Genomic DNA, 26,663 nt, shown 5'->3' with positions numbered 1-26,663 from the left:
TTTTCCTACCCCTATCTCTCTTTCTTTTCTTGCCCTCCCCCCCCGTTTCGGCCCCCCCCCCCACTTCCATGGGGGGTCGTTTTCCGGGAGGGTGTCAGGGCGTCACCGTGATGTTGGTGAGCCCCTTGCCGCCCGTCACCGTGTTCGAGGCGTACACGGTGGTCCTGCAGCCGGTGCCGTAGTTGGTGACGTTGACCGCCAGCTGTTTGTCGCCCGTCGCGCCCCGCAGGTCCGAGGTGTTGCCCCGGAACACCGTGCGGCAGCCCCAGCCGGACTGCTGGGTGTGGGTCTCGTAGCCGTCGTTCGTCGTGGCCGTGCCCTTGTTGTTCTCCACGAGGACGTCGTTGCCCTTCACGTCGACCCAGGAGTCGTCGTAGTTGGCGCCGGTCAGGCCGTTGCCGTCGAAGGTGTTGCCGGTGACGCGGGCTCCCGTGGTGCCCTCCTTGATGTCGACGTTCTCGCCGCCCACGTCCGGCCCGATCGTGTTGCCGGTGATCTGGATGCGGTCGCTCCTGTCCGAGGTCCCGCCGGCCGTGCCCACGTACACGCCCTCGCCCATGCCGCGGCCGTCGTTGCCGGTGTCGTAGATCTTCGAGTTGCTGATCACGCCGTCCGTGCTGGAGTTGCGGAAGTGGACGCCCTCCATGTCGAGTCCGTGGACGGTGACCCTGTCGACGACGACACCCTTCGCCGAGTCGATCATGATGCCCTTCTGGCCGCCGGTGACGGTGATGCCCTGGACCGTCCAGTACGAGGCGCCGTTGAGGTGCAGTCCATAGCCGCCGCCCGCCGTGAGGACGGCCTTCGAGGAGCCGCTGAGGGTGATGCGGGAGACCGCGCCCGCGGCCGTCGTCGCCTTGAAGTTGCCGGTGTACGTGCCGTCCGCGAGGTGGATCGTGTCGCCGGGGGCGGCCGAGGTGAGGGCCGACTTCAACTGGGCGGCGGTGGATACCTCGATGACCTGGGCCGCGTTCGCCGAAGGCGCTGCCGCCGGCGCCCCGGCCATGACCGCCGTCGCGCCGAGCAGGGGGATGAGAAGCGTGCGTCGAATGCGCATGTGGGGGTGACCTGCCCGTCGGTTCGCAAGAAATGTTCTTGTACATGAACTTCGGGTTCTCATCTGAACGTAAGGAGGGTGCGGGTCCGTGTCAAGGTCTGGACCAGGCAGGTGTGCGGGGAGGGAAACGTGGTGGATACACGAGTAACTGCCGTTCCGTAACAGGCCGTTGTCAGGATCCCCGGGTCATTCAAGATCGTGAGGGGAGTCGAAGGCATGGCAGCACACGAGCGATCGGCAGCGGCGAGTCGGCGGGCGTTCTTGCGCAACGTCGGTCTGACCGGCGGCGCGGGCGCGATGTTCGCCACCATGGGAGCCCTCGGCCTCGCGCCCACCGCGCAGGCCGCCCAGCGCGAACAACCCTTCCGTGCCCCGAAGTCGGGCGATTTCACGCTCTCCGGGAGGGGTGCCGCGAAGGTCGTGATCGTAGGCGGCGGCATCGCGGGTCTCGCCTCCGCGTACGAGCTCGGCAAGGCGGGCTACGACTGTACGGTCCTGGAGGCCAGAGACCGCACCGGCGGCCGCAACTTCACCGTACGCGGCGGTGATTCGACCACCGACCTGTACGGCAACACGCAGACGGCCCGGTTCGGCGAGGGTCAGTACATGAACGCGGGCCCGGCCCGCCTGCCGCAGTGGATGGTCACCCTCGACTACTGCAGGGAACTCGGCGTCCCCGTCGAAGTGTTCACGAATACGAACGCGGACGCATACATGTACAACGAGTCGGCCGGCATGACCAAGCCGGTGCGTCATCGCACCGCGAAGGCCGATGTCTACGGCTACGTCTCCGAGTTGCTGGCGAAGGCCACCGACAAGGGCGCCCTGGACAAGGAACTGACGGCCGCCGACCAGGAGAGTCTCGTCGAGTTCCTCAAGGACTTCGGCGAACTCGGCGACAAGCTCACCTATGGGGGAGGTCCGCGCCGCGGCTACACCACCGTCCCCGCCGCCGCCGGAACCCCGGGCGTGCTCCTCGGCGACGTCCCGAGCGCCTCCGAGGTCTTCGCCTCCGGCGTGGGCCGGTACTTCTCCTTCGAGTTCGAATTCGACCAGGCGATGCTGATGTTCCAGCCGGTGGGCGGCATGGACCAGATACCCAAGGCGCTCACCAGGGCGATCGGGGCCCACCGCATCCGTACCGGAGCGGCGGTGTCCCGGATCACCGACAAGGGAAGCGGCGTCACCGTCACGTACACCCAGGGCGGGCGCACCAGGACCCTGGACGCCGACTTCTGCATCGGCGCCCTGCCGCCCAACATCCTCGCCAAGATCCCGCACAACCTCGGCTCCGGCGTCCAGAGCGCCCTGGAGGCGATCACCCCGCAGTCCGCGGGCAAGATCGGCCTCGAATACCGGTCGCGCTGGTGGGAGCTCGATCACCGGATCTACGGCGGCATCACCGAGACCGACCTGGACGTGACCCACATCTGGCACCCCTCCTACGGCTTCCACGGCCGGCGCGGAGTCATGATCGGCTACTACAACTACGGCTCCGACGCCGACTCGTACGCGAAGCTGACCCCCAAGGAGCGCGAGAAGCGCGCGGTGGCCGCGGGCGTGAAGATCTACGGCGAGAAGTACCGCACCGAACTCGACTCGTCCTTCTCCCACCACTGGCGCCAGACGCCGCACCTGGAAGGCGCCTGGCACAACACGCCCGGCGGACCCGACGACGTCCGCTACAAGCCGCTGAACCGGCCCGCCGGGCGGGTCTACTTCGCGGGCGACTGGCTCAGCTACGCCGACGCCTGGCAGCACGGCGCCCTCACGTCCGCCCGCAACGCCGTCACCTCGCTCCACGCGCGCGTGCTGTCCTCGTAACACTCGTGTGCTGTGCTGGTGGCGGTCCGCCGGCGGTGCCCTCACCGTCCCCGGAACTCCTTCCAGCCGCTCGTGGAGGCTGAGAGGCTCGGCACGAGGCAGCGGTGCGGAGCACGGGACGGGAATGTCCGTGCTCCGCACCACGTTGTGCAGTACGAACACGAGGAGGAGCGGTCACTGTGCTTGATCCGCAGGGTTTGTACGCATGGGAGCCGAAGGGCCTGGCCGTGGTCGACATGGCACTCGCCCAGGAGTCGGCCGGTCTTGTCATGCTCTACCACTTCGACGGATACATCGACGCGGGCGAGACCGGCGACCAGATCGTCGACCGGGTGCTCGACTCGCTGCCCCACCAGGTCGTGGCCCGCTTCGACCACGACCGGCTCGTGGACTACCGGGCCCGCCGCCCGCTGCTGACGTTCAAGCGGGACCGCTGGACCGAGTACGAGGAGCCGACGCTCGAGGTCCGGCTCGTCCAGGACGCCACCGGAGCGCCCTTCCTGCTGCTGTCGGGACCCGAACCGGACACCGAGTGGGAGCGCTTCGCCGCCGCCGTCCAGCAGATCGTGGAACGGCTCGGCGTCCGTCTCTCCGTGAACTTCCACGGCATCCCCATGGGCGTCCCGCACACGCGCCCCGTGGGTCTCACCCCGCACGGCAGCCGCACCGACCTGGTGCCCGGCCACCGCAGCCCCTTCGACGAGGCGCAGGTCCCCGGAAGCGCCGAGTCCCTCGTCGAGTACCGCCTCATGGAGGCCGGTCACGACGTCCTCGGTGTCGCCGCGCACGTGCCCCACTACATCGCGCGCTCCCCGTACCCGGACGCGGCGCTGACCGTCCTGGAGTCGATCACGGCCGCGACCGGTCTGGTGCTTCCCGGTATCGCGCACGCCCTGCGGACCGAGGCGCACCGCACCCAGACGGAGATCGACCGGCAGATCCAGGAGGGCGACGAGGAACTCGTCGCGCTCGTCCAGGGACTTGAGCACCAGTACGACGCCGCCGCGGGCGCCGAGACCCGCGGCAACATGCTCGCGGAACCGGTGGAGATCCCCTCGGCGGACGAGATCGGCCAGGAGTTCGAGCGATTCCTTGCGGAGCGCGAAGGCGAGGGCTGAGCCCTCTCATCTTCCCGGGCTCCCGGACCTCCCCGAAGCCCGGGGCGCTCCCTGGCGGACGGCCTGTCAGTGGCAGGCCCTAAGCTGCGGGACATGCTGAAGGTGGGCCTGACCGGTGGTATCGGCGCCGGCAAGAGCGAAGTGTCACGGCTGCTCGTCGAGCACGGCGCGGTGCTGATCGACGCGGACAGTATCGCGCGCGAGGTCGTGGCGCCCGGAACTGCCGGGCTGGCGGCGGTCGTCGAGGCCTTCGGCGAGGACGTGCTCGCCCCGGACGGCAGCCTCGACCGGCCGAAGCTCGGCTCGATCGTCTTCGCCGACCCGCAGAAGCTCGCCGTCCTGAACGCGATCGTTCACCCCCTGGTCGGCACCCGCTCCCGCGCCCTGGAGGACGCCGCCCCCGAGGACGCCGTCGTCGTCCACGACGTGCCCCTGCTCGCGGAGAACGGCCTGGCCTCGCTGTACGACCTCGTGATCGTCGTCGACGCCCGCCCCGAGACCCAGCTCGACCGCCTCGTCCGCCTGCGCGGCATGACCGAGGAGGACGCCCGCGCCCGCATGGCCGCCCAGGCCCCGCGCGACAAGCGCCTGGCGATCGCTGACGTCGTCATCGACAACGACGTGCCCCTGGAGGAACTGGAGCGGCGCGTACGGGACGTATGGGCCGATCTCGTGCGCAGGGCCCGCCGGCCCCAGGAATAGCGGCCCTCGCCAGGGGCGTTGAACCTCTGCAGCGAGGGAAGGACTCTGCCGTGCCCGAGACCAGCGGATCGACCGGACGCACTCCGGAGACGCACGTCATCGACTTCCGCGCCGCCGAGCAACTGCTCGCCGCGCGCGACCCGCGGGGCGCGGTGAAGTTGCTCGACCCTGTCGTCGCCGCGCATCCCGAGAACACCGCGGCCCGGCTGCTGCGCGCGCGTGCCTTCTTCGCCGCCGCGCAACTGCGCCCGGCCGAGCTCGAGTTCACGATCGTCCTGGAGCGCGAGCCGGACAACGCGTTCGCGCACTTCGCGCTCGCCCGGACCTACGAGCGCCAGCGACGCCCCGAGCAGGCGATGCGCCACTTCAGACTGGCGGCCGCACTCGATCCGAAGCCGCAGTACCTGAAAGCGGCCCGGTTCGACTCGTAGCGGGTCCGCGCGGCGGAGCGGGTGAGGCGGGCGCGGCCCGCCACCGGGCGGGGGCGTTTGCGGCTCCCCGTGTGCGATGCCGCCGGTCAGGGCGGCCGCCCGGCCGTTTCAGGGGTGCGACGGCCTCGACGGGCGGCGGCGCTCCGGCGGCCGGTACGGAGACCGGTCGTCCACGGGTTCGTACGGCGGGACGTCACGGCCGGGCTGGTAGTGCGGGCCCTGCCTGATGTGCCGAAGGATCATGGTCATGTCGACGGTGACGATCACCCAGAGCAGGCCGCACGCGGCGGCCCATCCCGGCCGCCCGGCCAGGAGGAACGCGACCGTCCCGAAAATGGCCCAGATCAGACCCCAGACACTCAGCCAGAAGCGCATCCGCAGAGCACTCCGCGCTGTCACCGGTTCACTGCCCGTACGCATCAGGATCACCACTCCTACAGGGAAACGTACTCTTCGTGGTGCACGTTCACCAAGGGAGAGCGGTCCGGACGACGACCGCCGGGGGAGGCAACGGTGCTGCTTGAGGCGCTGCGGGCGGACGCGAGGCTCGCCGAATGGCTGAGAGACCTGGAGGGTGAGTGCCCAGCCCCGCGGGAAGCGGCGCTCCCGGACGCCGACACGTTGGCGGACGTCCTGCTCGATCTGTCCGTTCCCCACGAGCACATCAACGAACTCGTCGCGCTGCGCGACCGGTTGGCAGCGGACCCGGAGGCCATGACCCTCCTCGCGCGCTGCGTCACCCGCTTCGTCCGGGACATGGGAGAGATCGGCAAGGGCTGGGAGCCGCCCGCGTTCCCCGCGACGACGGGAGCACTCGGACGCTGCTTCCCGCTGTACGTCTTCGTCGCGGCACTGCCGTACGTCCGCGCCCATCACCGTGAGCGCGGTGTCCCGGAGGACGTCTCCCGGCGCACGCTCGCCGACCTCGGCCGTCATGTGTCCGTGCACCACAGAAGGGCCGGCGGCCCCGGACTGCTGTTCCCCTGGTGGACAGCCCTGCACTTCCACGGTGAGCTGTTCCAGCTCGGCCGGCTCCAGTTCCAGCGGGCGCTGCTGGGGCGGCGCACGGGCCGTGCCGTCGCGGCGGCGGGGCTGGACCTGGGCCCCGGCGACCCCTGTCTGAGCCTGCACATCACCGACTTCCGTGGCCCCCTCTCCCCGTCCGCGTGCGACCGTTCGCTCGCCCTGGCGCGGGAGTTCTTCGCCCGCCACTACCCCGACGAGCGCTACGAGGTCGCCGTCTGCAACTCATGGCTGCTCGACCCGCAGCTCAAGCGGTATCTGCCGGCCGACTCCAACATCATTCGCTTCCAGGACCGCTTCGACATCGACCCCGAGGAGGCGACCCCGGACGACTCGGTGCCCGTCGGCTTCGTCTTCGGCGATCCGGAGCTTCCGCTCGGCGAACTGCCGCGGCGCAACAGCGTCGAGCGCGCGGTGGTGGACCACCTGCGCGCGGGCGGACATTGGTACGAAGGGCGCGGCTGGTTCGCGCTGTAGCCCGTCCCGCCGTGGCCCGGGCCGGGGACAAGGCTCCCGCTCGGACCGGTGCCCCTCGAACATGTCACTCGAACGAGTGCGGATGGAAGGGAACGGGCTTGCGGAAGCCGTCCGTTGGACGGGTATGAGGATCGAGAAGCGTCAAGGACACGAGGGCACGGGACCCGGTGCCGTCACACCGGACGGCTGCGCGGTCGAGCTGTACACCCGCCTGCCCGTCGGAACCGAACCGGACATCATCACCGCCGCGGTGCCCGCCGCCGCGCACGTCCTGGAGCTGGGCAGCGGGGTCGGGAGGATGACCCACCCGCTCCTGGAGCTCGGGTTCACGGTCACGGCGGTGGACGAGTCCGCCGAGATGCTGGAGCACGTCCGTGGGGCACGCACGATACGCGGCACCATCGAGGGCCTGGATCTCGGCGAGACGTTCGACGTGGTGCTGCTGGCGTCGTTCCTCATACACGCCGGGGACGTCCGGGTGCGGCGGGCGCTGCTGGACACCTGCGTCCGTCATGTCGCCGACGACGGTTGCGTGCTGATCCAGCGGGAGGGCGAGGACTGGCACACCCGCGTGCCCCGCGAGCGCACCGACCCGTCCGGTTTCGCCGTACGCATCGTGTCCGCCGAGCCCGTCGGGGACGGCGTCAACTCGGTGCACGCGGAGTACGCGTTTCCCGACGCCACCTGGACCCAGACGTTTCTGTCCCGCCCGCTGACGAAGGACGCTTTCGAGGAGGCCCTGGGAGAGGCGGGCCTGAAGGTGGACCGGTATCTGACGGACGACGGGGTGTGGGTGAGGGCGGTGAAGGGGTGAGCGGCTCGGCGCGAGAGGAGCGGGACCGCCCCGGGAAGCCCGGTCCGGGGCAGGGACTGTCCCGGCCGGACGGAACAAACCCCGCCCCGCACCGATGAGTTCCCGACCGAGTTCAGGTCTGTCTCCGTGAAAGCAGCAACCACCGCTTCGCACAGGAGACCACCGTGTCCGAGACCACCCTTCCCCTCGCCACCACCGACCGGGCCGCCGCCACGCCCCGCTCCCGCCGTGCCCGTATCTCCCTGACCGCCCTGCAGGTCGTCCTCGGCCTCTTCTACGCGTTCGCGAGCGCTCTTCCCAAGCTGATCGCCCACCCCTCGGCCACGGAGTCGTTCGACAAGCTGGGCTGGGGACACACGGGCATGTACATCATCGGTGCGCTCGAACTCGCGGGAGGCATCGCCCTGTTGATCCCGCTGCTGGATTCGGTGGCCGCGGTGGCGCTCAGCGCGCTGATGGTCGGCGCGTTCATCGTCAACGTCACGGTCGTCCACGGCCCGTACGTGGCGACTCCGCTCATCCTGATCCTGCCGCTCGCCCTGATCGCCTGGGCCCGCCGCGGCCACACCACCGAACTGCTCCGTCTGGTGCGCCGGCGGGTGGGACGCCGGGGGTGACGGCGCAGGAGGGACGACGGGCTCTCCCGGGACCCGGGGGAGCCCTCGACGTCGTACGACGGCTCGTCGGCTCTCCGAAGGTTCAGGAGCCCGAGGAGCCCGAGGTGCCGGAGGAACCCGATGAACCGGTGGAGCGAGGACCGGCCCAGGGAGGACCGGTCCAGCGGGGACCGGCCGCGCGGCGGGAGGCACCCGCGGACCCGGTCGCTCCCGTCGTGCCGGTGGACGGGCCGGAGGAGCTGACGGGGCCGGACGAGCCCGTCTGCATCCCCCGCAGACGCTCCAGATCGCGGCGGTCCCGCTTGGTCGGGCGCCCCGCCCCCCTGTCCCGGATGCCCGCCGGGGCCACGGCCTCGCGCGGCGGAGGCGGTGGGCTGTTGTCGACGTAGCACTCCACGGCGACGGGCGCACCGACCCGCTTGCGGATCACACGCTTCACGACGACGACCCGTTCCCCGCCTTCGTGCCGCAGGCGTACCTCGTCGCCCACGCGTACCGAGTGCGCGGGCTTGACGCGCTCGCCATTGACCCGAACATGACCGCCCCGGCAGGCCGTGGCACCCATCGAGCGGGTCTTCACGAGACGGACGGACCAGATCCAGCTGTCGACCCGCACGCTCTCGCCCCCGGCGGGTCCGGCGGCGGAAGCGGCCCCGGCCGTGGCCGTGGGGGCCTCCGTGTCGCCCGAGCCGCGCACGCCGCCCGCGCCCGCGGCCTTCATCTCCCCGTCAGCACCCTGAGAAGCCATGTCTCGACTCTAATGCCCACGGTCCGGTGCGCCGCATGCCTTTTCCGTCGCACGGACCACCCCGGATGCGTCGGCCCCCGAGTACGCCGAGGCTGTCGAGTGAAGCCGCCCGGGGAACAGCAGAGGGGACCGAGGTGGAGACTGCAGCGAAGGTCGACGCGTTGATGGACGACCTCCGCGCCGATCTGGAGCGGCTCGCGGCCATCCCCTCCGTCGCGTTCCCCGGCTTCCCGGCCGAGCCGGTTCGGGAGGCCCACGATCTCCTCGTAGGCATGCTGCGGGACGCCGGAGTGGAACGCGTCGAGCGCATCGATCTCCCCGATACCGCCCCCGTGATCTTCGGGGAGATCCCGCCGCCGAGCCCGGACGCGCCGACCGTCCTCCTCTACTCGCACTACGACGTGCAGCCGCCCGGCGACGAGAAGCTGTGGCTGTCGCCGCCCTTCGAGCCGACGCCCGTCGAGGGCGGGCTCCGGGCGCGCGGGATCGCCGACGACAAGTCCAATGTGATCGCGCACCTGGGGATGCTGCGGGCGTACGAGGGGCGGCCCCCGGTCGGGGTGAAGATCGTCTTCGAGGGGCAGGAGGAGTACGGCAGCCCCTTCGACGACTATCCGCCGAGCGATCCGGAGCGGTTCGCGTGCGACGCGATGGTCATCGCCGACCTGGGCAACCTCCGCCCGGGCACCCCCACTCTGACCACCGGGCTGCGCGGGGCGGCCGAGGTCGTCGTCGAGGTGCGCACGCTCCGGGAGCCCCGGCACAGCGGGGAGTTCGGCGGTGCGGCACCGGACGCGCTGCTCGTGCTGCTGACCGCCCTGTCCACGCTGCACGACGTGCACGGTGACGTGGCCGTGCCCGGGCTGAGGCGTGAGGAGTGGACCGGAACGACGTACACCGAGGACGAATTCCGTGAACTCGCCGGCGTCGACGACGGGATTCCGCTGATCGGCAGCGGGAGTCTCGGCGAGCGGCTGTGGAGCGGGCCCGCGATCACGGTGATCGGCCTGGACGCGCCGCGCGTCGAACACGCGGCGTCGGCCGTCGTCCCGTACGCCCGTGCCAAGCTCAATCTCCGCTTCCACCCCCGCCAGGACGCGAAGGAGGCGCGGGCCGCACTGGTCGAGCACCGTCGCTCGCTGCGTCCCTTCGGGGTCCCGCTCACCGTCACGCCGGGTGACACGGGCCCGGGCTACGAGGCCTCGACCGGCGGTCCGGCCTATCGCGCCGCGCTCACCGCGCTGCGCGAGGCCTGGGGCCAGGACGCGTCGTACGTCGCGACCGGTGGCTCGATTCCGCTGGTCAACGGTCTCGCACGAGCGGCCCCCGACGCCGAGGTGCTGCTGTTCGGGGCCCAGGACAGCATGTGCAACCTGCACGCCCCCAACGAGCGCGTCCTCTTCTCGGAGCTGCGGAACACGGTGGTGGCGATGTGCGCCTTCGTACGGGAGTACGCGGCCGATTTCCGAACGGGAGCGGGAGCGTGAGCCGCGTCATGAACGCCGCGATCACCGGCTTCCGCTCGTGGGCGGCCTGGTGAGAGCCGCCGGAACCGGCCGCCTCCGGGGCTGCCTCATGATCGCCGGAGCCGCCGATGACCCCACGGACGGCCCAGAGCCTGCTGCGGCCGCGGCTGCGGTGGTCGTCGTCGGCGGAGGCGGGGAGGCGGAGGCCCGGTGACCGTCCCGACCGACACCGAGGCGCCCGACACCGAAGAGCCGCCGCACCGGCGCAGGTTCACGTTTCCCAGTGCGCTGACCGTCCTCGCGATCGTCACGATCGCCGTGTGGGCGCTGGCGTTCCTGATCCCGGCCGGGCAGTACGACCGCACGCCCGAGGGCAGGCCGATCCAGGGCACCTATCACCGCGTCGACTCCGGCCAGAGTTTCGTCGACCGCCTCAACGACCTCTTCCTCTCGCCCGTCAACGGCCTCTACGGAATCCTGGACGAGAAGACCGCGCGGGTCGGCCCGGACTTCGCCGGCGAACTGTACGGCGGCGCGGGCGTGTTCCTCTTCGTGCTCGCCATCGGAGCGTTCATCACGGTGGTGTTCGCGACGGGGCGCGCTCGACCGGGGCATCGGCCTCCTCGCCCACCGGCTGCGGGCGCGCGGGGCGCTGCTCATCGCGGGCATCATGCTGGTGTTCTCGGTGCTCGGCACCGTGGAGGGCTTCGCCGAGGAGACACTGGGGTTCTACGGGCTCATCGTGCCGTTGATGCTGGCGCTGGGCTACGACCGGATGGTGGCGGTCGGCACGATCATCCTCGGCGCCGGCATCGGTGTGCTGTGCTCGACGGTGAACCCGTTCGCGACGGGCGTGGCCTCCTCCGCCGCCGACATCTCGCTCGGCGACGGCATTGTGCTGCGATTCGTGATGTGGGTCGTGCTGACGGCGGTCACGATCGCGTACGTCATCCGGTACGCGCGTCGGGTGCAGAAGAGCCCGGACCGCTCGATCACCGGCTTCCTGCCGGGGGACCGCGAGCATGCCCAGGACGCGGCCGGTGAGGTTCCCGAGCTGACCGGCCTGCACAAGGCGGTCCTCGCCACCACGGCCCTGGTCTTCGCCTTCATGATCTTCTCGGTCGTGCCGTGGTCCAGCGCGCTCACCGGCGAGGCCGACGCGCGACCGTACGGGTTCGAGCTCGGCTGGTCCTTCCCGGAGCTGGCGGCGCTGTTCCTGTGCGCTGCGGTGCTGGTCGGGGTGGTGGCCCGGATGGGTGAGCAGAAGCTGAGCGCGACGATCATCCAGGGCGACGCGGACTTCATCTCGCCCGCGCTGGTGATCGTGCTGGCCCGCGGAGTCACCGTGATCATGAACAACTCGAAGATCACCGACACGGTCCTGCACTCCATCGAGGGCATCGTGGAGGGCACCTCCTCCAGCCTCTTCGCGATCATCGTCTTCATCGTGAACCTGCCGCTGGCCTTCCTGATCCCCTCCACCTCCGGTCACGCGACGCTCGCGATGCCGATCCTCGCCCCGCTCGCCGACTTCGCGGGTGTCTCCCGTGCCGTCGTCGTCACCGCCTGGCAGTCCGCCAGCGGCTGGATGAACCCCTGGGTCCCCACCACCGCCGTCACCATCGGCGGCGTGGCCCTCGCCAAGGTCGGCTACGACAAGTACCTCCGCTTCATCTGGCCCCTCCTCGCCATCCTCTTCCTGCTGATCTGCGGGTTCCTGGCGGCCGGGGCGGCGATGACGTAGCGGGGTCCGGGAGTGGGCGACCGGGTGGGGCGGAACGGTCGTACGGTGGTGGCGTGGACCGGTCGTAAGGTGATGGCGTGGACAGCAGCGGTCCGAACGACGGCGATCCTGCGGTTTCCCCCGGCGCGGCCGCTTCGGCCGGACCGGCCGGACCGGCCGAGGGTCTGCCCCGCCCGGCGGATCTCGCCGCGCTGGACGCCCGGATCGCCGGCTGCCGGGCCTGCCCGCGGCTCGTCGCGTGGCGCGAAGAGGTGGCCGCCACCAGGCGGGCCGCCTTCGCCGACCAGACGTACTGGGGGCGTCCTGTGCCCGGGTTCGGCCCGGCCGACGCCTCCCTCCTCGTCGTCGGGCTCGCGCCCGCAGCGCACGGCGGGAACCGGACCGGGCGGATGTTCACGGGGGACCGGTCGGGCGACGTGCTCTACGCGGCGCTGCACGACGTCGGCCTCGCGTCGCGGGGGACCTCGGTGAGCGCGGACGACGGACTGGAGCTGTACGGCGTACGTGTCACCTCTCCCGTCCACTGCGCGCCGCCCGCCAACAAGCCGACGCCCGGGGAGAGGGACACCTGCCGGCCGTGGCTCGTACGGGAGCTGGAACTGCTGCGGCCCACGCTGCGGGCGGTGGTCGTCCTCGGGGCCTTCGGCTGGCAGGCGGCCCTGCCCGCCTTCTCCGAGGCGGGGTGGACGGTGCCCCGGCCGCGGCCGGTGTTCAGGCACGGGGCACGGGTGACGCTCGCACGGCGGCCGGAGCCGGACCACACCTTTTCCCTCTCCGTTCCCCCGTCCCTCGCCGTTCCCCCTTCCCTCGAGTTCTTCGGGTGCTTTCACGTCAGCCAGCGGAACACCTTCACCGGACGGCTCACGCCCGCGATGCTGCGGGAGGTGCTGAGCGCGGCGGCGGAGGCGGCGGGGCTGACGACCCGCGCGCCGTCGGGTTAGCCTCGCGCGATGGGTCTGTATCCGGAGATCGAACCGTACGACTACGGCATGCTCGACGTCGGTGACGGCAACCGTCTGTACTGGGAGGCCTGCGGGAACCCCGACGGCAAGCCCGCGGTCATGCTGCACGGCGGTCCGGGCTCCGGCTGCGGTCCTGTGTACCGGCGCTACTGCGACCCCGCCACGTACCGGATCGTGCTGCTCGACCAGCGCGGCAGCGGCCGTTCCACGCCGCACGCCGCCGCGTACGGGACGGACATGGCCGTCAATACGACGGCGCACGCGATCGGGGACCTGGAGTCGCTGCGACAGCACCTGGGCATCCGGCGGTGGCTGGTGTGGGGTGTGTCGTGGGGGTCGGTGCTGGGACTGCGGTACGCGCAGACGTGCCCGGACGTCGTCTCCGAACTGGTCCTGACCGCGGTGGCCACCGGCTCGAACGCCGAAGTGGCCCTGCTGACCAGGGGACTTGGACAGTTCTTCCCCGAGGCGTTCGAGCGGTTCCTCGCCGAACTGCCCGAGCGGGAGCGGGACGGCAACCTCGCCGCCGCGTACAACCGGCTGCTGGAGTCGCCCGACCCCGAGGTGCGGGCGCGGGCGGCGCGGGCCTGGACCGACTGGGAGACGGCGATCGTCCCGGCGCCCCCGCGTTCGGTGGAGCGCTACGAGGATCCCGGCTTCCGGATGGGCTTCGCGCGCACGGTCACGCACTACTGGGGCAACGACCACTTCCTCGGGGACGGGAACGACGAGGGTGTCGTGATCCGCGACGCGCCCCTGCTGAAGGGGATCCCGGGGACCCTCGTGCAGGGCAGCCTCGACTTCGGGAACCTGCTGGGCACGGTGTGGCGGCTCCACCACCGCTGGCCCGGCAGCGAGTTGATCGTCGTGGACGACGTGGGACACACCATGGGGGCGACGGGCGTCGTGGACGCGCTGGTGGCGGCGACGGACAAGTACGCCTCGCGTCAGTGAGCCGGTTCGGCCCCGGGTACGACGGCGGTCGCCGTGATCTCCACGAGCTGTCCGGTGTACCCGAGGCAGGCCACCCCGAGCAGGGTCGAGGAGTGCGGACCGATGCTCAGCCCGGACGCCTCGACGACGTCCCAGACCGCGGACAGCACGGCGGGTTCACCGCTGACGACGTACACATCGGTCGACACGACGTGGGCCATGTCGCTTCCCGCGGCGCGCAGTTGCTCGTCGAGGTTGGCCAGCACCTGCTCGGTCTGCCGTACGGGATCGCCCGCGCCGACCAGCTTCCCGTCGGCGTCGAGCGGCACGGACCCGGCGAGGAAGGCCAGCTTCGTCCCCGCCTCGACGACGGACGCGTGAGCGTAGACGGGCGGCGCGAAGAGGCCGGGAACGGTGACGCGCTGGATCATGGAGGTCTCCCTGTCGAGGGGGCGAGGGACAACCTGCCGATGATGCGGGTTCGGCACGGGCGCCCGCATCCGAATTGCAGCCGGATACCCGGAAGGGCCGAACGGAGGTGGGGCCGCCTGGTCGGGTGGGTTGTGCGGAGGCGGGGCGGCCTGGTTCGACGGGGCCGGGAACCGTGTGGGGAGCCGTCCGTGCGAATAACCCTTCGAGTGATCCGGGCCGACGCTGCTACGGTCACCGACGTGGCGAAACTCAATCAGATCATCGCAGTGGAGAAGGGCATCAAGTCCAAGTCCCATCAGGACCTGACGGCTGCTCATCATGGCCTGCAGAAGCCGGCGTTGCTCGCCGGCATCTCGCGGACGTACCAGCCGAAGGACGAGGAGGGCGAGCAGCTGCCGCCCGAGTCGACCCGGGTCCAGGTGCAGGCCGAGGACGCGCTGCGGGACACCGCGGCCACCCTCACCCGGCTGTTCGACGTGACCGCCACCAAGGACTGGGCCAACTGCACGGCGAGGGCCGATGTCAAGGTGGACGGGCGGGTGCTCGTCGCCGAGGTGCCGGTCTCCTATCTGCTGTTTCTCGAGAAGCAGCTCACCGATCTCAACACCTTCGTAAGGAAGTTGCCCGTTCTCGACGCCTCCGAGTCCTGGGTACGGGACCCGTCCACCGACGCCTGGAAGACCGAGCCGGTGCGGACGCTCCGTACGAAGAAGGTGCCCCGGAACCACGTCAAGGCCGAGGCCACCGAGAAGCACCCGGCCCAGGTCGAGGTGTACTACGAGGACATCCCCGTCGGTTACTGGACGACAGTCAAGTTCTCCGGCGCCCTGCCCGCGCGGCGCGTGAACGAACTCCTCGACCGCGTCGAGAAGTTGCAGCAGGCGGTCAAGTTCGCCCGCGAGGAGGCCAACGGCGTGGACGTCGTCGACCAGCGTGTCGGGGACGCGGTTTTCGGCTACCTGTTCGCACAGGGGTAGTCTCTGAACTCCCCGGCCACCACGCACCACGGCCGGGGTGCGCGAGGAGCGCAAGCTGAACCTGAAGCTTGTCGTGAATGCACGGTTCCAGTGGAGGTTCGAGTCCTCCCCGCGGCACCAAGCGGCACTCCGGATCCACGGAGTGTCCACGCGCCGCGGTAGCCCAACCCGGCAGAGGCAGACCGTGATCAATCTCAGACTCTTGCTCCAGACTCAGTATTCGCCACCGATCGCCGGATCGACCGGGCCCAGGCCCCAGTACGTCGAGATGCTGGTTCAAGTCCAGCCCGCGCAGCTCGATGCGTGGTGGTCCAAAGGCAGGACGCGGCGACATAACGACTGACCTGGGTTCTCAAGTGTGCCGGCGTGCGACATGGTGGCATCTCAGGGTCCGGGGGCCGGCTACGCCCTCGGACCCGCTCCCTCGCCCCGTGCACGACCGCACCCTCCCGGCCCGGTGACCCTCACCTCGCCGCCGCACGGACCCGCTGCCGCGCGCCTCACGATGGACGTGTTCACGCGGTGATCGCCTTCACCGGGAACACGGTCCTCCCGCGGAGTTTCACATCGTGGAAACGCCCGCGTTCTCTCTCCGCCCGCAACGCGCACTACCCTGGTTACGACACGAGCCCGGCCGACGTCGCCCGAAGGCACCCTCCGCCCTCGCCCGACAGGAGCCACGTGCGCCGCCCCACCCGTCCCGCCGTACCACCCTGGCTCGCCCATGCCCTGCGCGCGCAGCGCGGACCCGTCCCCTGGAACGCGGTCCTGCGGGGAGCCCTCGCCGCCGGGCCGCTGCTGCTCGTGGCCGTACTGAGCGGTCGTACCTCACTCGGAGTGGTCGCCGCACTCGGCGCCATGCTGGCGGGGATCAACGACCGCCCGGGGAGCCGGCGGGTCGCCGTCGAACGGCTCGGGGTGCCCGCCCTCGCCGGAGCCGCCGGCCTGCTCGTCGGGTCGTACGCGGGACAGCACACCGGCGCCGTGACGCTCACCCTCGTCCTCACCGCGCTCGGACTGCTCGCCGGAGCCGTCAGCGCTATCGGCCCCGTCGCCTCCGGGGCCGGGACCCAGCTCCTGGTCACCTCGGCGATCGGGGCCGGGATGCCGCTGCCCGAACCGGGCTGGGAGCGCGCGCTCTTCTTCCTCGGCGGGGCCGGCTGGCTGCTCGCGGTGCGGCTCGCACTGCCGACGACCGCGGTCGGCCAAGGCGACTACCGGTTCGACGGGGAGCGGGACGCCGTCGGCGGCGTGTACGACGCCATCGCCCGGCTGCTGCTCGCCGCGGGCGGACCCGACGCGATCCGGCGGCGCGTCGCGCTGACCGCCGCCCTCGACCACGCGCAGGACGCGCTCACCGGGCCCCGGCTCCGGCGGTACGCCAGTTCCGAGGCCGAGCGGCGACTGCACGCGCAGTACGCCGCCGCGCTGCCGCTCGCCGAGGCCGCGACCGCGCTCGCCTGGTCGGGCGAGGCCGTGCTCGCACGGGCCGCCGAGGGCCCCCGGCGGCTCGCCGTCGCGGTCCGGACCGGCACGCCCACCGGGCCGCTGCCGGCGCCCGCCGTCCCCGGCGCCCGGTTCGGCCCGCACGGGAGCACGTCCGTCGCGCCCGCGCTGCGCGCCCTCCACGAGGCCCTGCTGGGCGCCGCCGAAGCCTTCGACCGGGGCTTCGGGAACGCCCTGCACACCCGGCGGCGCACCGCCGTCTCCCTCGTACGCACCGCTCTCGGTTCCGCGGGGCGCGAGTACGGGATCCGGGTCGCCCTCTGCTTCGGCGCGAGCGTCGCCGTGGCACAGGCCCTGCACCACGCGCGCTGGTACGGCAACCACCCGCACTGGTACTGGCTCCCCGCGACCGCCGTCTTCCTCGTCAAGCCCGATCTCGGGCCGCTCGCCTCGCGCGTGCTGTGCCGGGCGGCGGGAACCGTCCTCGGCGCGGTCGCCTTCGCGGGGCTCGCCGCCCTGCTGCCGCGGCCGGAGGGACTCGTCGCCCTGGTCGCGGTCAGCGGCGCCCTCATCCCCGTCGCCACCCGGCACTTCGCCGCGCAGACCGCCGTCGTCACCGTCCTCGTCCTCGCCCTCGTGATGGTCGGCGGCGAGCCGCAGGCCTCCTGGAACCGGATCGCTGAGACGCTGCTGGCCTGCGTGATCGTGCTGCTCGTCGGGCATCTGCCGACGCTCGGACAGCGCGGCGGGACCGTACGGGCGAGGCTCACCCGGGCCACGGAGGCGGCGGACGTCTATCTCGCCCATGTACTGAGCGACGGCACGGCCGGTGACCGCACGGGCCGCTGGGTCCTGCGCCGGGAGGCCTATCGCGCGCTCGCCGAGGCCCGTGCCGCGATCGACCTCGCCGCCGCCGAACTCCCCGCCCTGGCACGGCACTCCGAAGGCACGGACGAGGTCGCGGCCACCCTGGAACGGCTCGTCGACACGACCACGGCGTGCGCCGTGCAGCTCGACGACGCCGGCCGGCTCACGCCCCGGCACACCGACCGGATCACCGAACTCCTCGGCGAACTCGCCGAGCGGCGCGAGCACGCGGGACTCCGGGCAGCACCCACGCGACCCGTGGCGGTATGAGGTCCACGCGTGCCCCAGGAGCACGACACCCGACCCGAACGGTCCGAAAAATCTTGGCGATACTCCGATGAGTTCTGCTTCTCCCGCCGGTCCACCACAGGGTAGGCACCGTTCCGTAGGAGGAGCACATGACGCTTCCGCAGACCGTCTCGCGTGAGGAGTGGCGCGCCGCGCGCGAGGAACTGCTGGTCAAGGAGAAGGCGGCCACCCGCGCGCGCGACGCTCTCAACGCGGAGCGGCGCGGACTGCCGATGGTCGAGACCGACAAGCGGTACGTCTTCGAGAGCGGCGAGGGGAAGGCGACGCTGCTCGACCTCTTCCGGGGACGGGACCAACTCGTCGTCCACCACTTCATGTTCGCTCCCGAGTGGGACGCGGGCTGCCGCAGCTGTTCGGGCTTCCTCGACCAGATCGGGCACCTCGCCCATCTGCGGGCCCGGGGAACCGAGTTCGCCGCGGTGTCCCGGGCGCCGTACACGAAGATCCTGCCGTTCAAGGCCCGGATGGGCTGGACGGTGCCCTGGTACTCGTCGTACGACAGCGACTTCAACTACGACTTCCAGGTGTCGTTCGGCGGAGACGAGCCCTACGAGCGGCCCGGCGTGAGCTGCTTCCTGCGGGACCGCGACCGGGTCTTCCACACGTACTCCACGTACGAACGCGGGCTCGACGGGCTCGGCTCCACGACCTCCCTCCTGGATCTCACCGCGCTGGGGCGCCAGGAGGAGTGGGAGGAACCCAAGGGGAGGGCGTCCGCACCGGGGGCGCCCGCGGGCGGCGAACGCGTCCGGTTCCACGACGAGTACGAGGACTGACGCGACGCGTACGAGCCCGCGGGCCCGTCGCTTCCGTCACGCGGGACGCGTCGCGTCCCTCACCGGGGGCCTGGGACGGAGTGTCGACTTCGTCTCAGTACCGTCACTACCCGAGCCGTTCACCCCATGGCAGGCGTTTAACTCTCCAGAGCAGCGCGACATGGAGGTACAGGGTGAACGGGCGAATGGTGCTGGAGCGCTTTCCGGCCGGCGGACCGCGCGGGTCGTGGCCCGCCGAGGAGTTCGCACAGGCGCGCCGTCAGGAGGGCCAGGCCGCGGAGGTCGTCATGGATCTCGCCTCCGACGCGTTCCTGGTCGTCGTGGGCGGTGCCGACGGCGTCGAGTGAGGGCCGTGCGGGGCCGGCCGTGCCCGGGCGCGGGCACCCATGGGCACCCGTGGGCACCTTCAACGTGAGCCGCTTGTCCGGCGTGAGCCGCTCGTTCACCGTGAGCCGGTCGCCCGCAACGGGCAGAGCCCGCGCGGGTCCCCGCGGACCCGGCCGTGAGACCGCCGGGTGCCCGGTGAGCCCCCTCCGGCGGGCCCCGGCCCGGCTCACGCGCTGATCGGACGCGACCAGACGGGTGTCGTCCCGGTGACCCTGCACAGGGCCAGATACAGAGGTATCGGCGGGGTATACGGAAGCGTGCCATCCGGTTTGTGGATGAGCCCGGGAATCCGGGGCGAGTCCGGTACGACGGCCCCCGTGACGTAGTGGGCCGGCGCCGGCCACTCCAGAGCGACGTCGGAGTCGGAAGGAACGATCCACCACCAGTGCGCCGGGTCCGCGTAGACGCAGCCCACGCGAGGCAGCCTCGGCAGCAGCAGCGGCCCGAACCGGGCGGGCACCGACACCGCGTCACAGCCCAGCGGCACCTTCATGCCCTCGGGAACGGGGAGGCGCCTCAGCGGCCCGGGCGCAGGCCGTCCGCGCTCCATACGGACCAGCGTGTCCAGGCTCAGGATCCGCCCCGCGGACCCCGCCGCCGACGTACGCCTCACAGGCTCCCCCGATCCAGGTCCCGGTTCCCGTCCCGATCCAGACTCCGGGCGGAGGGAACCTGGGGGACCCCCACGGTTCCCGCCCCCCAGAATCCCTCCGCTCCCGTGCCCCGACCGTCGTTCGGGGGTTTCTTCGCGCTCCAGCCCAGATCCGCCCGCGGGCCGGTGTCCGCGTCCGCGAAGCCCGGTTCCGACCGGGCTTCGCGGGGCCGGCCGGGCAGCACCGGGGCGTCCGGCCCGGCCTCGAACTCGGCGTCGAGCCGGTCCAGGCCGTCCAGGTCACCCGGTTCCGTCCACGCGCCGACGGTGTCATCGGCCCGGCCTGCCGAGCGCGCGAGCTCCGCCCACACCAGCAGGCCGGGCCCGGTGTCCTGGGCCCCCCAGGCCCTGGACACTGCCGCGACGAGAAGCAATCCCCTCCCGTGCTCCTCGTCGGGCCGTTGCGGGGAGGGGTGCGGCTCGCCCGGAGCGCATCCCTCGTCACATACGGCTATGCGCACCAGGTCGTCCGTGTCCTGCAGCTCGCAGACGACACGTTGCCCGGCGGCGTGCACGATCGCGTTGGTGACCAGCTCCGAGACCACGAGGGTCGCCGTGTCGCAGGTGTCCTCGCACACCGCCCAGCCGGACAGGCGGGACCGGGTCAGGCGTCTCGCCTGAGCCACGGAGCCCGGGTGCGCGGCAAGCTCGAAGCGGAAGCGGCGCTCGGCGGCCGTGCCCGGGTGGTGCCCCGTGGCGGCACGGAGGCCGAACCGGTCTTCGGCGGCGTCTGTTCCTAACGGCGCGGACGGAATCACGGTTGCCACTATCGCCCCGCCGTGAACACTTGGCAAGTGTCACTCTGAAAAATGCAGAGTGCCGTGTGACGCCGTGGGGGCGCGTGGCACACTGCTCGCAACAGCAAGCCGAGCGGCGCCAGTTGGGATCGTCGAGGAAGACGAGGAAGAACCCGGACGGCGCCGCCCGGGCTGTCCGGACTCAGTGGAGGTGGGACGTGAGCGAACCGCGCTCCGCGCCGACGGTCGGTCAGGTCGTCCTCGGCCGACGGCTGCTGGACCTGCGGGAGCGCGCGGGTCTCAAGCGTGAGGAGGCCGCGCGGATCCTGCGCGTCGCCCCTGCCACGGTCCGCCGCATGGAGATGGCGGAGGTCTCCCTCAAAATTCCGTACCTCCAGCTACTGCTGAAGTCGTACGGCGTCAGCGACGAGGAGGCCGAGGCCTTCGTCCAACTGGCCGAGGACGCCAACAAACCCGGTTGGTGGCAGCGGTTCCACGACATCCTGCCCGACTGGTTCTCCATGCACGTCAGCCTGGAAGGCGCGGCCGCCCTCCTGCGCTCGTACGAACCCCACTTCGTCCCCGGCCTGCTGCAGACCGAGGACTACGCCCGCGGCGTCCTGCGGGCGGGCGCCATCGGGCAGACCCGGCCCGAGGACATCGAGCGCCATGTGGCGCTGCGCATGCAGCGTCAGGATCTGCTCACGCGGGAGGACGCGCCCCGGATCTGGGCCGTGATGGACGAGACGGCCCTGCGCCGCACCATCGGCGGCCCCGAGGTGATGCGCGCGCAGATCGACAGGCTGCTCCAGGCCACGAAGCTGCCCAACGTGACGTTGCAGGTGATCCCGTTCTCCTCGGGTCCGCACCCCGGCACGTACGGGCCCTTCGTGCTGTTCCGATTTGCCATGCCGGAACTCCCGGACATGGTCTACAGCGAGTACCTGACCGGCGCCGTCTACCTGGACGCGCGTTCCGAGGTGGCGACCCACCTGGAGGTCATGGACCGCATGGCGGCTCAAGCCGCCACGGCACATCGCACGAAGGAGATCCTCCGGGATCTCCGCAAGGAGCTGTGAATGGAACGCATCAAGCCGGAACGCATCAACCCGCGGATAGGCAACGTGCGCATCTACAACGGAATGCCCGCCCGTGAACTGGGCAGCGAGGGCTGGCACAAGCCGTGGAGCGGCGGAAACGGCGGCAACTGCCTGGAAGCGATGAAACTCGCCGACGGCCGTATCGCCGTGCGTCAGTCGGCGGACCCGGACGGTCCCGCCCTCATCTATACGCCCGGCGAGATGACGGCGTTCATCCAGGGCGCGAAAGCGGGAGAGGCGGACTTCCTTCTCTCCTGAACGACTTGAGTTCTCTTTTCACCGACTTTCCTGAATTTGGTTCTGAGTTGATCACTTACTACAGCGCGGACTTACGGAGACCGTCATGACCGGGCAGACCCCCATCGAGATCGACACGAGCAAGCCGCATCCCGCGCGGATGTACGACTGGTATCTCGGCGGCAAGGACAACTACCCCGTCGACGAGGAAATGGGCCGGCAGATGCTCGCCCTCGACCCGAGGGTGCCGGTGATGGCCCGGGTCAACCGCGCCTTCATGCACCGCGCCACACGCCGGCTGGCCCAGAACGGTGTGCGGCAGTTCCTCGACATCGGCACCGGGATCCCGACCGAGCCGAACCTTCACCAGATCGCCCAGGCCGTCGCACCCGACGCACGGGTCGTGTACTGCGACAACGACCCGATCGTGCTGGCCCACGCGGCGGCCCTGCTGCGCAGCTCGGACACGGGAGTGACCGAGTATCTGCAGGCGGACGTGCGGGACCCGGACGCCATTCTCGACGGGGCCAGGAAGATCCTGGACTTCGACCGTCCCGTGGCGCTCTCCCTCGTGGCGCTGCTCCACTTCGTCTCCGACGGGGACGGCGCGCACGCCCTGGTCGGCCGCCTGCTGTCCGAACTGCCCTCCGGCAGCTACCTGATGGTCACCCACGCCACCGCCGACTTCACCCCCGAGGAGTCGGCGGCGGCGATCGAGAAGCTCAAGGCGGCGGGCGTCACCCTGGCACTGCGCTCCCGCGAGGAGTTCGCCCGCTTCTTCGACGGCCTCGACCTGGTCGAGCCGGGCGTCGCGGTGGTCCACCAGTGGCACCCGGAACTGGGCGAACCGGTGCCGGGCCAGGACGACGGGGTCATCCCCGGGTACGGGGCGGTGGCACGCAAACCGTAGGTTTTCAGGGGCATTCGCGCACCCCGTCGAGGCGTGTCCCGGACACCGGGACGCGGCGGCGGGGTGCGGGCTTTCGGGGTACGGGTCTTCCACCCTTCCACGGCGCGATGCGACGGGACGGCTCCGAGGACGGCCGTGGCATCGGTCGGCCGTCGCGCGACGCGGGTCGAGCGCGTTCAGCCCGGCGGCAGTACGTCGCACAGCGCGTCCAGCGCCGCCCCGTAGGCGTGTTCCGGGGGCGTCGCATACCCGACCACCAGCCCGTCCGGCGCGGCCATCCCCGCCCCCGGGTGCCGGAACTCGGCGAGCCCGTCGAGCGCGACACCCTGCCAGACGGCCGCTTTGACGGCCGACCGCTCAGTGCCTGGCGGCAGCCGCAGTACCGCGTGCAGCCCGGCCGCGATCCCGGTGACCTCGACGTGCGGCGCCCGCGCGGCGAGCGTGGCCACGAGCCGGTCGCGCCGCCCCCGGTACCGCTGCCGCATGCGCCGCACATGACGGTCGTACGAACCGGAGTCGATGAAGTCCGCGAGCGTCAGCTGGTCCAACGCGCTCGCCCACGCCTCCCGTTCGCCCTTGGTCTCCAGTACGGGGCCGACGAACCGCTGAGGGAGGACCATCCAGCCGAGCCGCAGCGCCGGTGACAGGCTCTTGCTGACCGAGCCGATATGGATGACCCGCTCCGGGTCCAGCCCCTGCAGGGCGCCCACGGGTTTGCGGTCGTAGCGGAACTCCCCGTCGTAGTCGTCCTCCAGGATCACCCCGCCCCGCGCGCGTGCCCAGTCGACCACCGCCGCACGCCGCCCGGCGTGCAGCGGGCCGCCGGTCGGGAACTGGTGCGCGGGCGTGAGCAGTACGGCCCGCTCCCTCCCCAACTCGCCCACCAGCGCACCGTCTTCGTCCAGTGGCAGGGGGACGGTCCGTACGGAGGCGTCGGCCAGGAGCTGCCGGTGGAAGCCGAGACCGTACGACTCGACCGCCAGCGGACCTCGAAGGACCTGCGGGAAGAGCAGGCGCAGGGCGTGGGCGAAGCCCGAACAGATCACGATCCGTCCGGGCTCCGTGCGCACCCCTCGCGCCCGTGCCAGGTACTCCGCGAGTGCCTCCCGCAGTTCTGCCCGCCCGGCCGGATCACCGGGCCCGAAGGCCTCGTTGGGTGCCTGCTGGAGAGCCCGGCGAGCGGACGCCAGCCAGGCGGCACGCGGGAACGACGACGCGTCCGGAGTGCCCTGCCGCAGATCGTGCCGGGGACCACGCGCGCGGGGCACCTTCTTGGGCACGCGCGCGGGAGCGCCCGGCTCCTTCGGCCTGCGTGCGGGAGCGCCCGGCGCGGCGGCGCCCGCCCGTTGCCTCCCGGGCGGGGGAGCCACCCCCGCGGCGACCCGGGTGCCCGAGCCCTGCCGGGCGGTCAGCCAGCCCTCGGCGAGGAGCTCGGCGTACGCGTCGGCGACCGTGTTGCGCGCGACGCCGAGGTCCGCGGCGAGCGAGCGGTACGGCGGCAGCCGGGTGCCCGGCACGAGCCTCCCGCCGCGTACGGCCTCGCGCAGCGCACGGGTCAGCGCGGCCCGCCGCCCGCCGGGACCCGACAGCTCCAAGTGCAGATCGACACCGATCCGCTCCGCAGAATTGACCCATGATTCCGCCATGGAAATGCACCCTACAGCCGGTCTATCCGGACCGTAGATTCATAGTCATGACGACGAACACGAACACCACGACGGACGCGACCACCACGACGAGCACGAGCGACGCGACGGCTGCCGCGGGTGCTGCCGGCGCCGTCGGTACCGGTGGGACGGCCGTGACCGGAGCCGCCCGGCTCGACCTCGCGAAGTCCGCCCCGAAGGTCTTCCGCGCCCTCATCGGCTTCGACGCGGCGGCCCGCGAGGGACTCGACCCGGCCCTCGTCGAACTGATCCAGATCCGCGCCTCGCACCTCAACCACTGCGCGTACTGCCTCCACATGCACACCAACGACGCCCGCAGGGCCGGGGAGAGCGAGGACCGGCTGCACATGGTCGCGGTCTGGCGCGAGGCCCGCCATTTCTTCACGCCGAAGGAGCGGGCCGCCCTCGCGCTGACCGAGGCGGTGACCCTGGTCGCCGACGCGGGTGTGCCCGACGACGTCTACGCCGAGGCGGCGGCCCACTTCGACGACCAGGAACTGGGTCACGTCCTCGCCCTGATCTTCGCGATCAACACCTGGAACAGGGTCGCCCTGTCGACGGCGAAGGTGGCCGGCACGGACGAACGCCGCTGAGGCACCGTCCGGCCGTGGTCGGGCCGTGGTCGAGCCCGCGCCTCGCGGTGGGTTCTGCGGCGTGGTCGGGCCCGCGGCTCGCCGTGGGTTCTCGGCGCTACGCGGTCATGGGGCGGTCGTACGGTCCGATCGGGGCCGGCAGCCGCGGGCGTGCCGACCCGCTCAGGGCCTGGTCCACGGCCGCGGCGACCGACCGGCCCTCGGCGATCGCCCACACGATGAGCGACTGGCCGCGTGCCGCGTCCCCGGCGGCGTACACCCCCGGGACGTTCGTGGCGAAGTCGGCGTCCCGGGTGATCGTGCCGCGCGGCTCGAGTGCCAGTCCCAGCTGGTCGATCAGGCCGTCGTGCCGGTCCGGTCCGGAGAAGCCGAGGGCGAGCAGCACGAGGTCGGCGGGCAGGGTGCGCCCCGAACCGGGGACCGGGCGGCGCCGCTCGTCGACCTCGACGAGATGCAGCGAGCGCACCCGTCCGTCGGCGCCCCCGTCGAAGCGGAGCGTGGACGCGGCGAACAGCCGCGCGTCCGCGTCCGCGGCGGGTGCCGTCCCCAGCGCGCCGGCCTCCTCGTGCGCGGCGGAGAGCCGGTAGATCTTCGGATACGTCGGCCACGGCTCGACGTCCTCGTCGCGCTCGGCCTCCGGCTGCGCATAGATGTCGAGCTGGGTCACGGACGCGGCCCCCTCGCGTACGGCCGTCCCCAGGCAGTCGGCTCCCGTGTCACCGCCGCCGACGATCACCACATGCCTGCCCGCCGCGGACAACGGGGAGACCTCCAGATCTCCCTCACACACCCGGTCGGCCAGCGGAAGATATTCCATCGCCTGATGAATGCCGGACAACTGCCGCCCGGGCACCTCCAGTTCACGCCAGGCCGTGGCCCCCAGCGCGAGAATCACGGCGTCGTAGCGGGCCTTGAGCGCGGTCGCCCCGATGTCGGTGCCGATCGCCGTCGACGTACGGAACTTGGTTCCCTCCGCGCGCATTTGGGCCAGCCGCCGGTTCAGGTGCCGCTTCTCCATCTTGAAAGCGGGGATCCCGTACCGCATCAGGCCACCGATCCGGTCGGCCCGTTCGTACACGGCCACCGTGTGCCCGGCCCGCGTCAACTGCTGTGCCGCGGCCAGCCCGGTGGGCCCCGATCCGACGATCGCGACGGTCCGCCCCGAGAGCCGGTCCGGCGGACGCGGCGGCGTGAACCCGTCCTCCCAGGCGCGGTCGGCGATGGCGACCTCGACGTTCTTGATGGTGACCGCGGGCTGGTTGATCGCCAGCACACAGCCCGCCTCGCACGGCGCGGGGCACAACCGCCCGGTGAACTCGGGGAAGTTGTTCGTGGCGTGCAGCCGGTCGCTCGCCGCCCGCCAGTCGTCACGCGAGACGAGGTCGTTCCACTCGGGGATCAGGTTCCCCAGGGGGCAGGCCTCATGACAGAAGGGGATGCCGCAGTCCATGCAGCGGTCGGCCTGTTTCTCGATGATCGGCAGCAGGGCTCCGGGAACGTACACCTCGTTCCAGTCCCGCACCCGCTCCTGGACGGGCCGGCGCGGGTACTCCTGGCGCGGTGTGGTCATGAAACCCTTGGGATCGGCCATGGCCGTCTCCCTCATGTACGCGTACCGGTGCGGGGCCGCACGGCCGTCGGCAGCCGAGATCGGCCG

At 71.4% G+C, this 26,663-nt stretch carries 26 protein-coding genes and 1 pseudogene; 19 read left to right on the top strand and 8 right to left on the bottom strand.

What is annotated here, in order from left to right; genetic code table 11:
• Positions 1 to 94: 94 nt before the first annotated feature.
• Positions 95 to 1,057, bottom strand: a complete 963-nt coding sequence (locus tag ACWD68_RS29820; RefSeq protein WP_451809554.1) for a right-handed parallel beta-helix repeat-containing protein — start codon at positions 1,055 to 1,057, stop codon at positions 95 to 97.
• A gap of 297 nt (positions 1,058 to 1,354) precedes the next feature.
• On the opposite strand from ACWD68_RS29820, the gene ACWD68_RS29815 reads away from it, so the two are divergent.
• The 4 genes from ACWD68_RS29815 to ACWD68_RS29800 all read left to right on the top strand — a co-directional run bounded on the left by ACWD68_RS29815 (position 1,355) and on the right by ACWD68_RS29800 (position 5,132).
• A complete protein-coding gene (locus ACWD68_RS29815; RefSeq protein WP_451809558.1) occupies positions 1,355 to 2,881 on the top strand; it encodes a flavin monoamine oxidase family protein in 1,527 nt (508 codons plus the stop codon).
• A 179-nt stretch (positions 2,882 to 3,060) separates the two neighbouring features.
• On the top strand, positions 3,061 to 3,999 hold the full coding sequence (locus ACWD68_RS29810; RefSeq protein ID WP_266757570.1) for a PAC2 family protein: 939 nt from the start codon (positions 3,061 to 3,063) through the stop codon (positions 3,997 to 3,999).
• 93 nt (positions 4,000 to 4,092) lie between these two features.
• Positions 4,093 to 4,701 (top strand): dephospho-CoA kinase, encoded by a 609-nt coding sequence (gene coaE / locus ACWD68_RS29805; RefSeq protein ID WP_451809553.1) that lies wholly within the window; start codon positions 4,093 to 4,095, stop codon positions 4,699 to 4,701.
• A 50-nt stretch (positions 4,702 to 4,751) separates the two neighbouring features.
• Positions 4,752 to 5,132 carry a tetratricopeptide repeat protein gene (locus tag ACWD68_RS29800; protein WP_451809552.1) on the top strand — a complete coding sequence of 127 codons (381 nt, stop codon included), beginning with the start codon at positions 4,752 to 4,754 and terminating at the stop codon, positions 5,130 to 5,132.
• 108 nt (positions 5,133 to 5,240) lie between these two features.
• Here ACWD68_RS29800 and ACWD68_RS29795 read toward each other — a convergent pair whose 3' ends face one another.
• The gene (locus ACWD68_RS29795; RefSeq protein ID WP_451809551.1) at positions 5,241 to 5,552 is read right to left on the bottom strand and encodes a DUF6343 family protein; all 312 of its coding nucleotides are present in this window, start codon (positions 5,550 to 5,552) and stop codon (positions 5,241 to 5,243) included.
• A gap of 93 nt (positions 5,553 to 5,645) precedes the next feature.
• On the opposite strand from ACWD68_RS29795, the gene ACWD68_RS29790 reads away from it, so the two are divergent.
• The 3 genes from ACWD68_RS29790 to ACWD68_RS29780 all read left to right on the top strand — a co-directional run bounded on the left by ACWD68_RS29790 (position 5,646) and on the right by ACWD68_RS29780 (position 8,063).
• Complete coding sequence (locus ACWD68_RS29790) at positions 5,646 to 6,632, top strand: acyltransferase domain-containing protein (protein WP_451809550.1); 987 nt, start codon at positions 5,646 to 5,648, stop codon at positions 6,630 to 6,632.
• 124 nt (positions 6,633 to 6,756) lie between these two features.
• Positions 6,757 to 7,446, top strand: a complete 690-nt coding sequence (locus ACWD68_RS29785) for a class I SAM-dependent methyltransferase (protein ID WP_451809549.1) — start codon at positions 6,757 to 6,759, stop codon at positions 7,444 to 7,446.
• Between the two features lie 164 nt (positions 7,447 to 7,610).
• Positions 7,611 to 8,063: a DoxX family protein gene (locus ACWD68_RS29780; protein ID WP_451809548.1), complete on the top strand. Its 453-nt coding sequence runs from the start codon at positions 7,611 to 7,613 to the stop codon at positions 8,061 to 8,063.
• A gap of 82 nt (positions 8,064 to 8,145) precedes the next feature.
• On the opposite strand, the gene ACWD68_RS29775 is transcribed toward ACWD68_RS29780, so the two are convergent.
• On the bottom strand, positions 8,146 to 8,811 hold the full coding sequence (locus ACWD68_RS29775; RefSeq protein WP_451809547.1) for an RNA-binding S4 domain-containing protein: 666 nt from the start codon (positions 8,809 to 8,811) through the stop codon (positions 8,146 to 8,148).
• A gap of 134 nt (positions 8,812 to 8,945) precedes the next feature.
• Between ACWD68_RS29775 and ACWD68_RS29770 the strand changes: the two genes are divergently transcribed.
• From ACWD68_RS29770 to pip, 4 genes and pseudogenes are all read left to right on the top strand, one after another.
• Positions 8,946 to 10,298 carry a M20/M25/M40 family metallo-hydrolase gene (locus ACWD68_RS29770; protein ID WP_451809546.1) on the top strand — a complete coding sequence of 451 codons (1,353 nt, stop codon included), beginning with the start codon at positions 8,946 to 8,948 and terminating at the stop codon, positions 10,296 to 10,298.
• Positions 10,299 to 10,487: 189 nt separating this feature from the next.
• A pseudogene (locus ACWD68_RS29765) lies at positions 10,488 to 12,021 on the top strand (YfcC family protein).
• Between the two features lie 164 nt (positions 12,022 to 12,185).
• Positions 12,186 to 12,962, top strand: coding sequence for a uracil-DNA glycosylase (locus tag ACWD68_RS29760; protein WP_451809557.1), 777 nt, complete (start codon positions 12,186 to 12,188; stop codon positions 12,960 to 12,962).
• Between the two features lie 9 nt (positions 12,963 to 12,971).
• Positions 12,972 to 13,937 (top strand): prolyl aminopeptidase, encoded by a 966-nt coding sequence (gene pip / locus ACWD68_RS29755; RefSeq protein WP_451809545.1) that lies wholly within the window; start codon positions 12,972 to 12,974, stop codon positions 13,935 to 13,937.
• Here the strand turns inward: pip and ACWD68_RS29750 are convergent.
• Positions 13,931 to 14,347, bottom strand: a complete 417-nt coding sequence (locus tag ACWD68_RS29750; RefSeq protein WP_451809544.1) for a RidA family protein — start codon at positions 14,345 to 14,347, stop codon at positions 13,931 to 13,933. The two genes, pip and ACWD68_RS29750, sit on opposite strands and share 7 nt — an antisense overlap.
• A gap of 240 nt (positions 14,348 to 14,587) precedes the next feature.
• On the opposite strand from ACWD68_RS29750, the gene ACWD68_RS29745 reads away from it, so the two are divergent.
• The 4 genes from ACWD68_RS29745 (at position 14,588) to ACWD68_RS29730 (ending at position 19,070) form a co-directional block, all read left to right on the top strand.
• Positions 14,588 to 15,325 carry a DUF7873 family protein gene (locus tag ACWD68_RS29745; RefSeq protein WP_451809543.1) on the top strand — a complete coding sequence of 246 codons (738 nt, stop codon included), beginning with the start codon at positions 14,588 to 14,590 and terminating at the stop codon, positions 15,323 to 15,325.
• 681 nt (positions 15,326 to 16,006) lie between these two features.
• Positions 16,007 to 17,908 carry an FUSC family protein gene (locus tag ACWD68_RS29740; protein ID WP_451809542.1) on the top strand — a complete coding sequence of 634 codons (1,902 nt, stop codon included), beginning with the start codon at positions 16,007 to 16,009 and terminating at the stop codon, positions 17,906 to 17,908.
• A gap of 128 nt (positions 17,909 to 18,036) precedes the next feature.
• Positions 18,037 to 18,723, top strand: a complete 687-nt coding sequence (locus ACWD68_RS29735; RefSeq protein WP_451809541.1) for a DUF899 domain-containing protein — start codon at positions 18,037 to 18,039, stop codon at positions 18,721 to 18,723.
• A 173-nt stretch (positions 18,724 to 18,896) separates the two neighbouring features.
• Entirely contained in the window at positions 18,897 to 19,070 is a 174-nt protein-coding gene (locus tag ACWD68_RS29730; RefSeq protein ID WP_261703432.1) for a hypothetical protein, read from the top strand.
• Between the two features lie 206 nt (positions 19,071 to 19,276).
• Here ACWD68_RS29730 and ACWD68_RS29725 read toward each other — a convergent pair whose 3' ends face one another.
• Complete coding sequence (locus tag ACWD68_RS29725; protein WP_451809556.1) at positions 19,277 to 19,660, bottom strand: hypothetical protein; 384 nt, start codon at positions 19,658 to 19,660, stop codon at positions 19,277 to 19,279.
• A 59-nt stretch (positions 19,661 to 19,719) separates the two neighbouring features.
• Positions 19,720 to 20,529, bottom strand: coding sequence for an ATP-binding protein (locus ACWD68_RS29720; RefSeq protein ID WP_451809540.1), 810 nt, complete (start codon positions 20,527 to 20,529; stop codon positions 19,720 to 19,722).
• A gap of 188 nt (positions 20,530 to 20,717) precedes the next feature.
• Between ACWD68_RS29720 and ACWD68_RS29715 the strand changes: the two genes are divergently transcribed.
• From ACWD68_RS29715 to ACWD68_RS29705, 3 genes are all read left to right on the top strand, one after another.
• Positions 20,718 to 21,578 carry a helix-turn-helix domain-containing protein gene (locus tag ACWD68_RS29715; protein WP_451809539.1) on the top strand — a complete coding sequence of 287 codons (861 nt, stop codon included), beginning with the start codon at positions 20,718 to 20,720 and terminating at the stop codon, positions 21,576 to 21,578.
• The gene (locus ACWD68_RS29710; protein ID WP_351131837.1) at positions 21,579 to 21,857 is read left to right on the top strand and encodes a DUF397 domain-containing protein; all 279 of its coding nucleotides are present in this window, start codon (positions 21,579 to 21,581) and stop codon (positions 21,855 to 21,857) included.
• Between the two features lie 85 nt (positions 21,858 to 21,942).
• A complete protein-coding gene (locus tag ACWD68_RS29705) occupies positions 21,943 to 22,746 on the top strand; it encodes an SAM-dependent methyltransferase (protein WP_451809538.1) in 804 nt (267 codons plus the stop codon).
• A 176-nt stretch (positions 22,747 to 22,922) separates the two neighbouring features.
• Here ACWD68_RS29705 and pdxR read toward each other — a convergent pair whose 3' ends face one another.
• On the bottom strand, positions 22,923 to 24,392 hold the full coding sequence (gene pdxR / locus ACWD68_RS29700; protein WP_451809537.1) for a MocR-like pyridoxine biosynthesis transcription factor PdxR: 1,470 nt from the start codon (positions 24,390 to 24,392) through the stop codon (positions 22,923 to 22,925).
• Between the two features lie 47 nt (positions 24,393 to 24,439).
• Between pdxR and ACWD68_RS29695 the strand changes: the two genes are divergently transcribed.
• On the top strand, positions 24,440 to 25,006 hold the full coding sequence (locus tag ACWD68_RS29695) for a carboxymuconolactone decarboxylase family protein (protein ID WP_451809536.1): 567 nt from the start codon (positions 24,440 to 24,442) through the stop codon (positions 25,004 to 25,006).
• Positions 25,007 to 25,103: 97 nt separating this feature from the next.
• Here the strand turns inward: ACWD68_RS29695 and ACWD68_RS29690 are convergent, their stop codons facing one another.
• On the bottom strand, positions 25,104 to 26,597 hold the full coding sequence (locus ACWD68_RS29690; protein WP_451809535.1) for a glutamate synthase subunit beta: 1,494 nt from the start codon (positions 26,595 to 26,597) through the stop codon (positions 25,104 to 25,106).
• Positions 26,598 to 26,663: the final 66 nt, after the last annotated feature.

It is taken from the genome of Streptomyces sp. NPDC005141 (assembly GCF_053599975.1).
This window is presented reverse-complemented; position numbering and strand designations above follow the sequence as displayed.

Excerpts from the sequence above, each read along its gene's own strand:
- ACWD68_RS29690 (WP_451809535.1), bottom strand. The coding sequence starts at position 26,597 with ATGGCCGATCCCAAGGGTTTCATGACCACACCGCGCCAGGAGTACCCG.
- ACWD68_RS29705 (WP_451809538.1), top strand. The coding sequence starts at position 21,943 with ATGACCGGGCAGACCCCCATCGAGATCGACACGAGCAAGCCGCATCCC.
- ACWD68_RS29775 (WP_451809547.1), bottom strand. The coding sequence starts at position 8,811 with ATGGCTTCTCAGGGTGCTGACGGGGAGATGAAGGCCGCGGGCGCGGGC.
- ACWD68_RS29695 (WP_451809536.1), top strand. The coding sequence starts at position 24,440 with ATGACGACGAACACGAACACCACGACGGACGCGACCACCACGACGAGC.
- pdxR (WP_451809537.1), bottom strand. The coding sequence starts at position 24,392 with ATGGCGGAATCATGGGTCAATTCTGCGGAGCGGATCGGTGTCGATCTG.
- ACWD68_RS29725 (WP_451809556.1), bottom strand. The coding sequence starts at position 19,660 with ATGGAGCGCGGACGGCCTGCGCCCGGGCCGCTGAGGCGCCTCCCCGTT.
- ACWD68_RS29795 (WP_451809551.1), bottom strand. The coding sequence starts at position 5,552 with ATGCGTACGGGCAGTGAACCGGTGACAGCGCGGAGTGCTCTGCGGATG.
- ACWD68_RS29785 (WP_451809549.1), top strand. The coding sequence starts at position 6,757 with ATGAGGATCGAGAAGCGTCAAGGACACGAGGGCACGGGACCCGGTGCC.
- ACWD68_RS29750 (WP_451809544.1), bottom strand. The coding sequence starts at position 14,347 with ATGATCCAGCGCGTCACCGTTCCCGGCCTCTTCGCGCCGCCCGTCTAC.
- ACWD68_RS29710 (WP_351131837.1), top strand. The coding sequence starts at position 21,579 with ATGGAACGCATCAAGCCGGAACGCATCAACCCGCGGATAGGCAACGTG.
- coaE (WP_451809553.1), top strand. The coding sequence starts at position 4,093 with ATGCTGAAGGTGGGCCTGACCGGTGGTATCGGCGCCGGCAAGAGCGAA.
- ACWD68_RS29735 (WP_451809541.1), top strand. The coding sequence starts at position 18,037 with ATGACGCTTCCGCAGACCGTCTCGCGTGAGGAGTGGCGCGCCGCGCGC.
- ACWD68_RS29815 (WP_451809558.1), top strand. The coding sequence starts at position 1,355 with ATGTTCGCCACCATGGGAGCCCTCGGCCTCGCGCCCACCGCGCAGGCC.
- ACWD68_RS29820 (WP_451809554.1), bottom strand. The coding sequence starts at position 1,057 with ATGCGCATTCGACGCACGCTTCTCATCCCCCTGCTCGGCGCGACGGCG.
- pip (WP_451809545.1), top strand. The coding sequence starts at position 12,972 with ATGGGTCTGTATCCGGAGATCGAACCGTACGACTACGGCATGCTCGAC.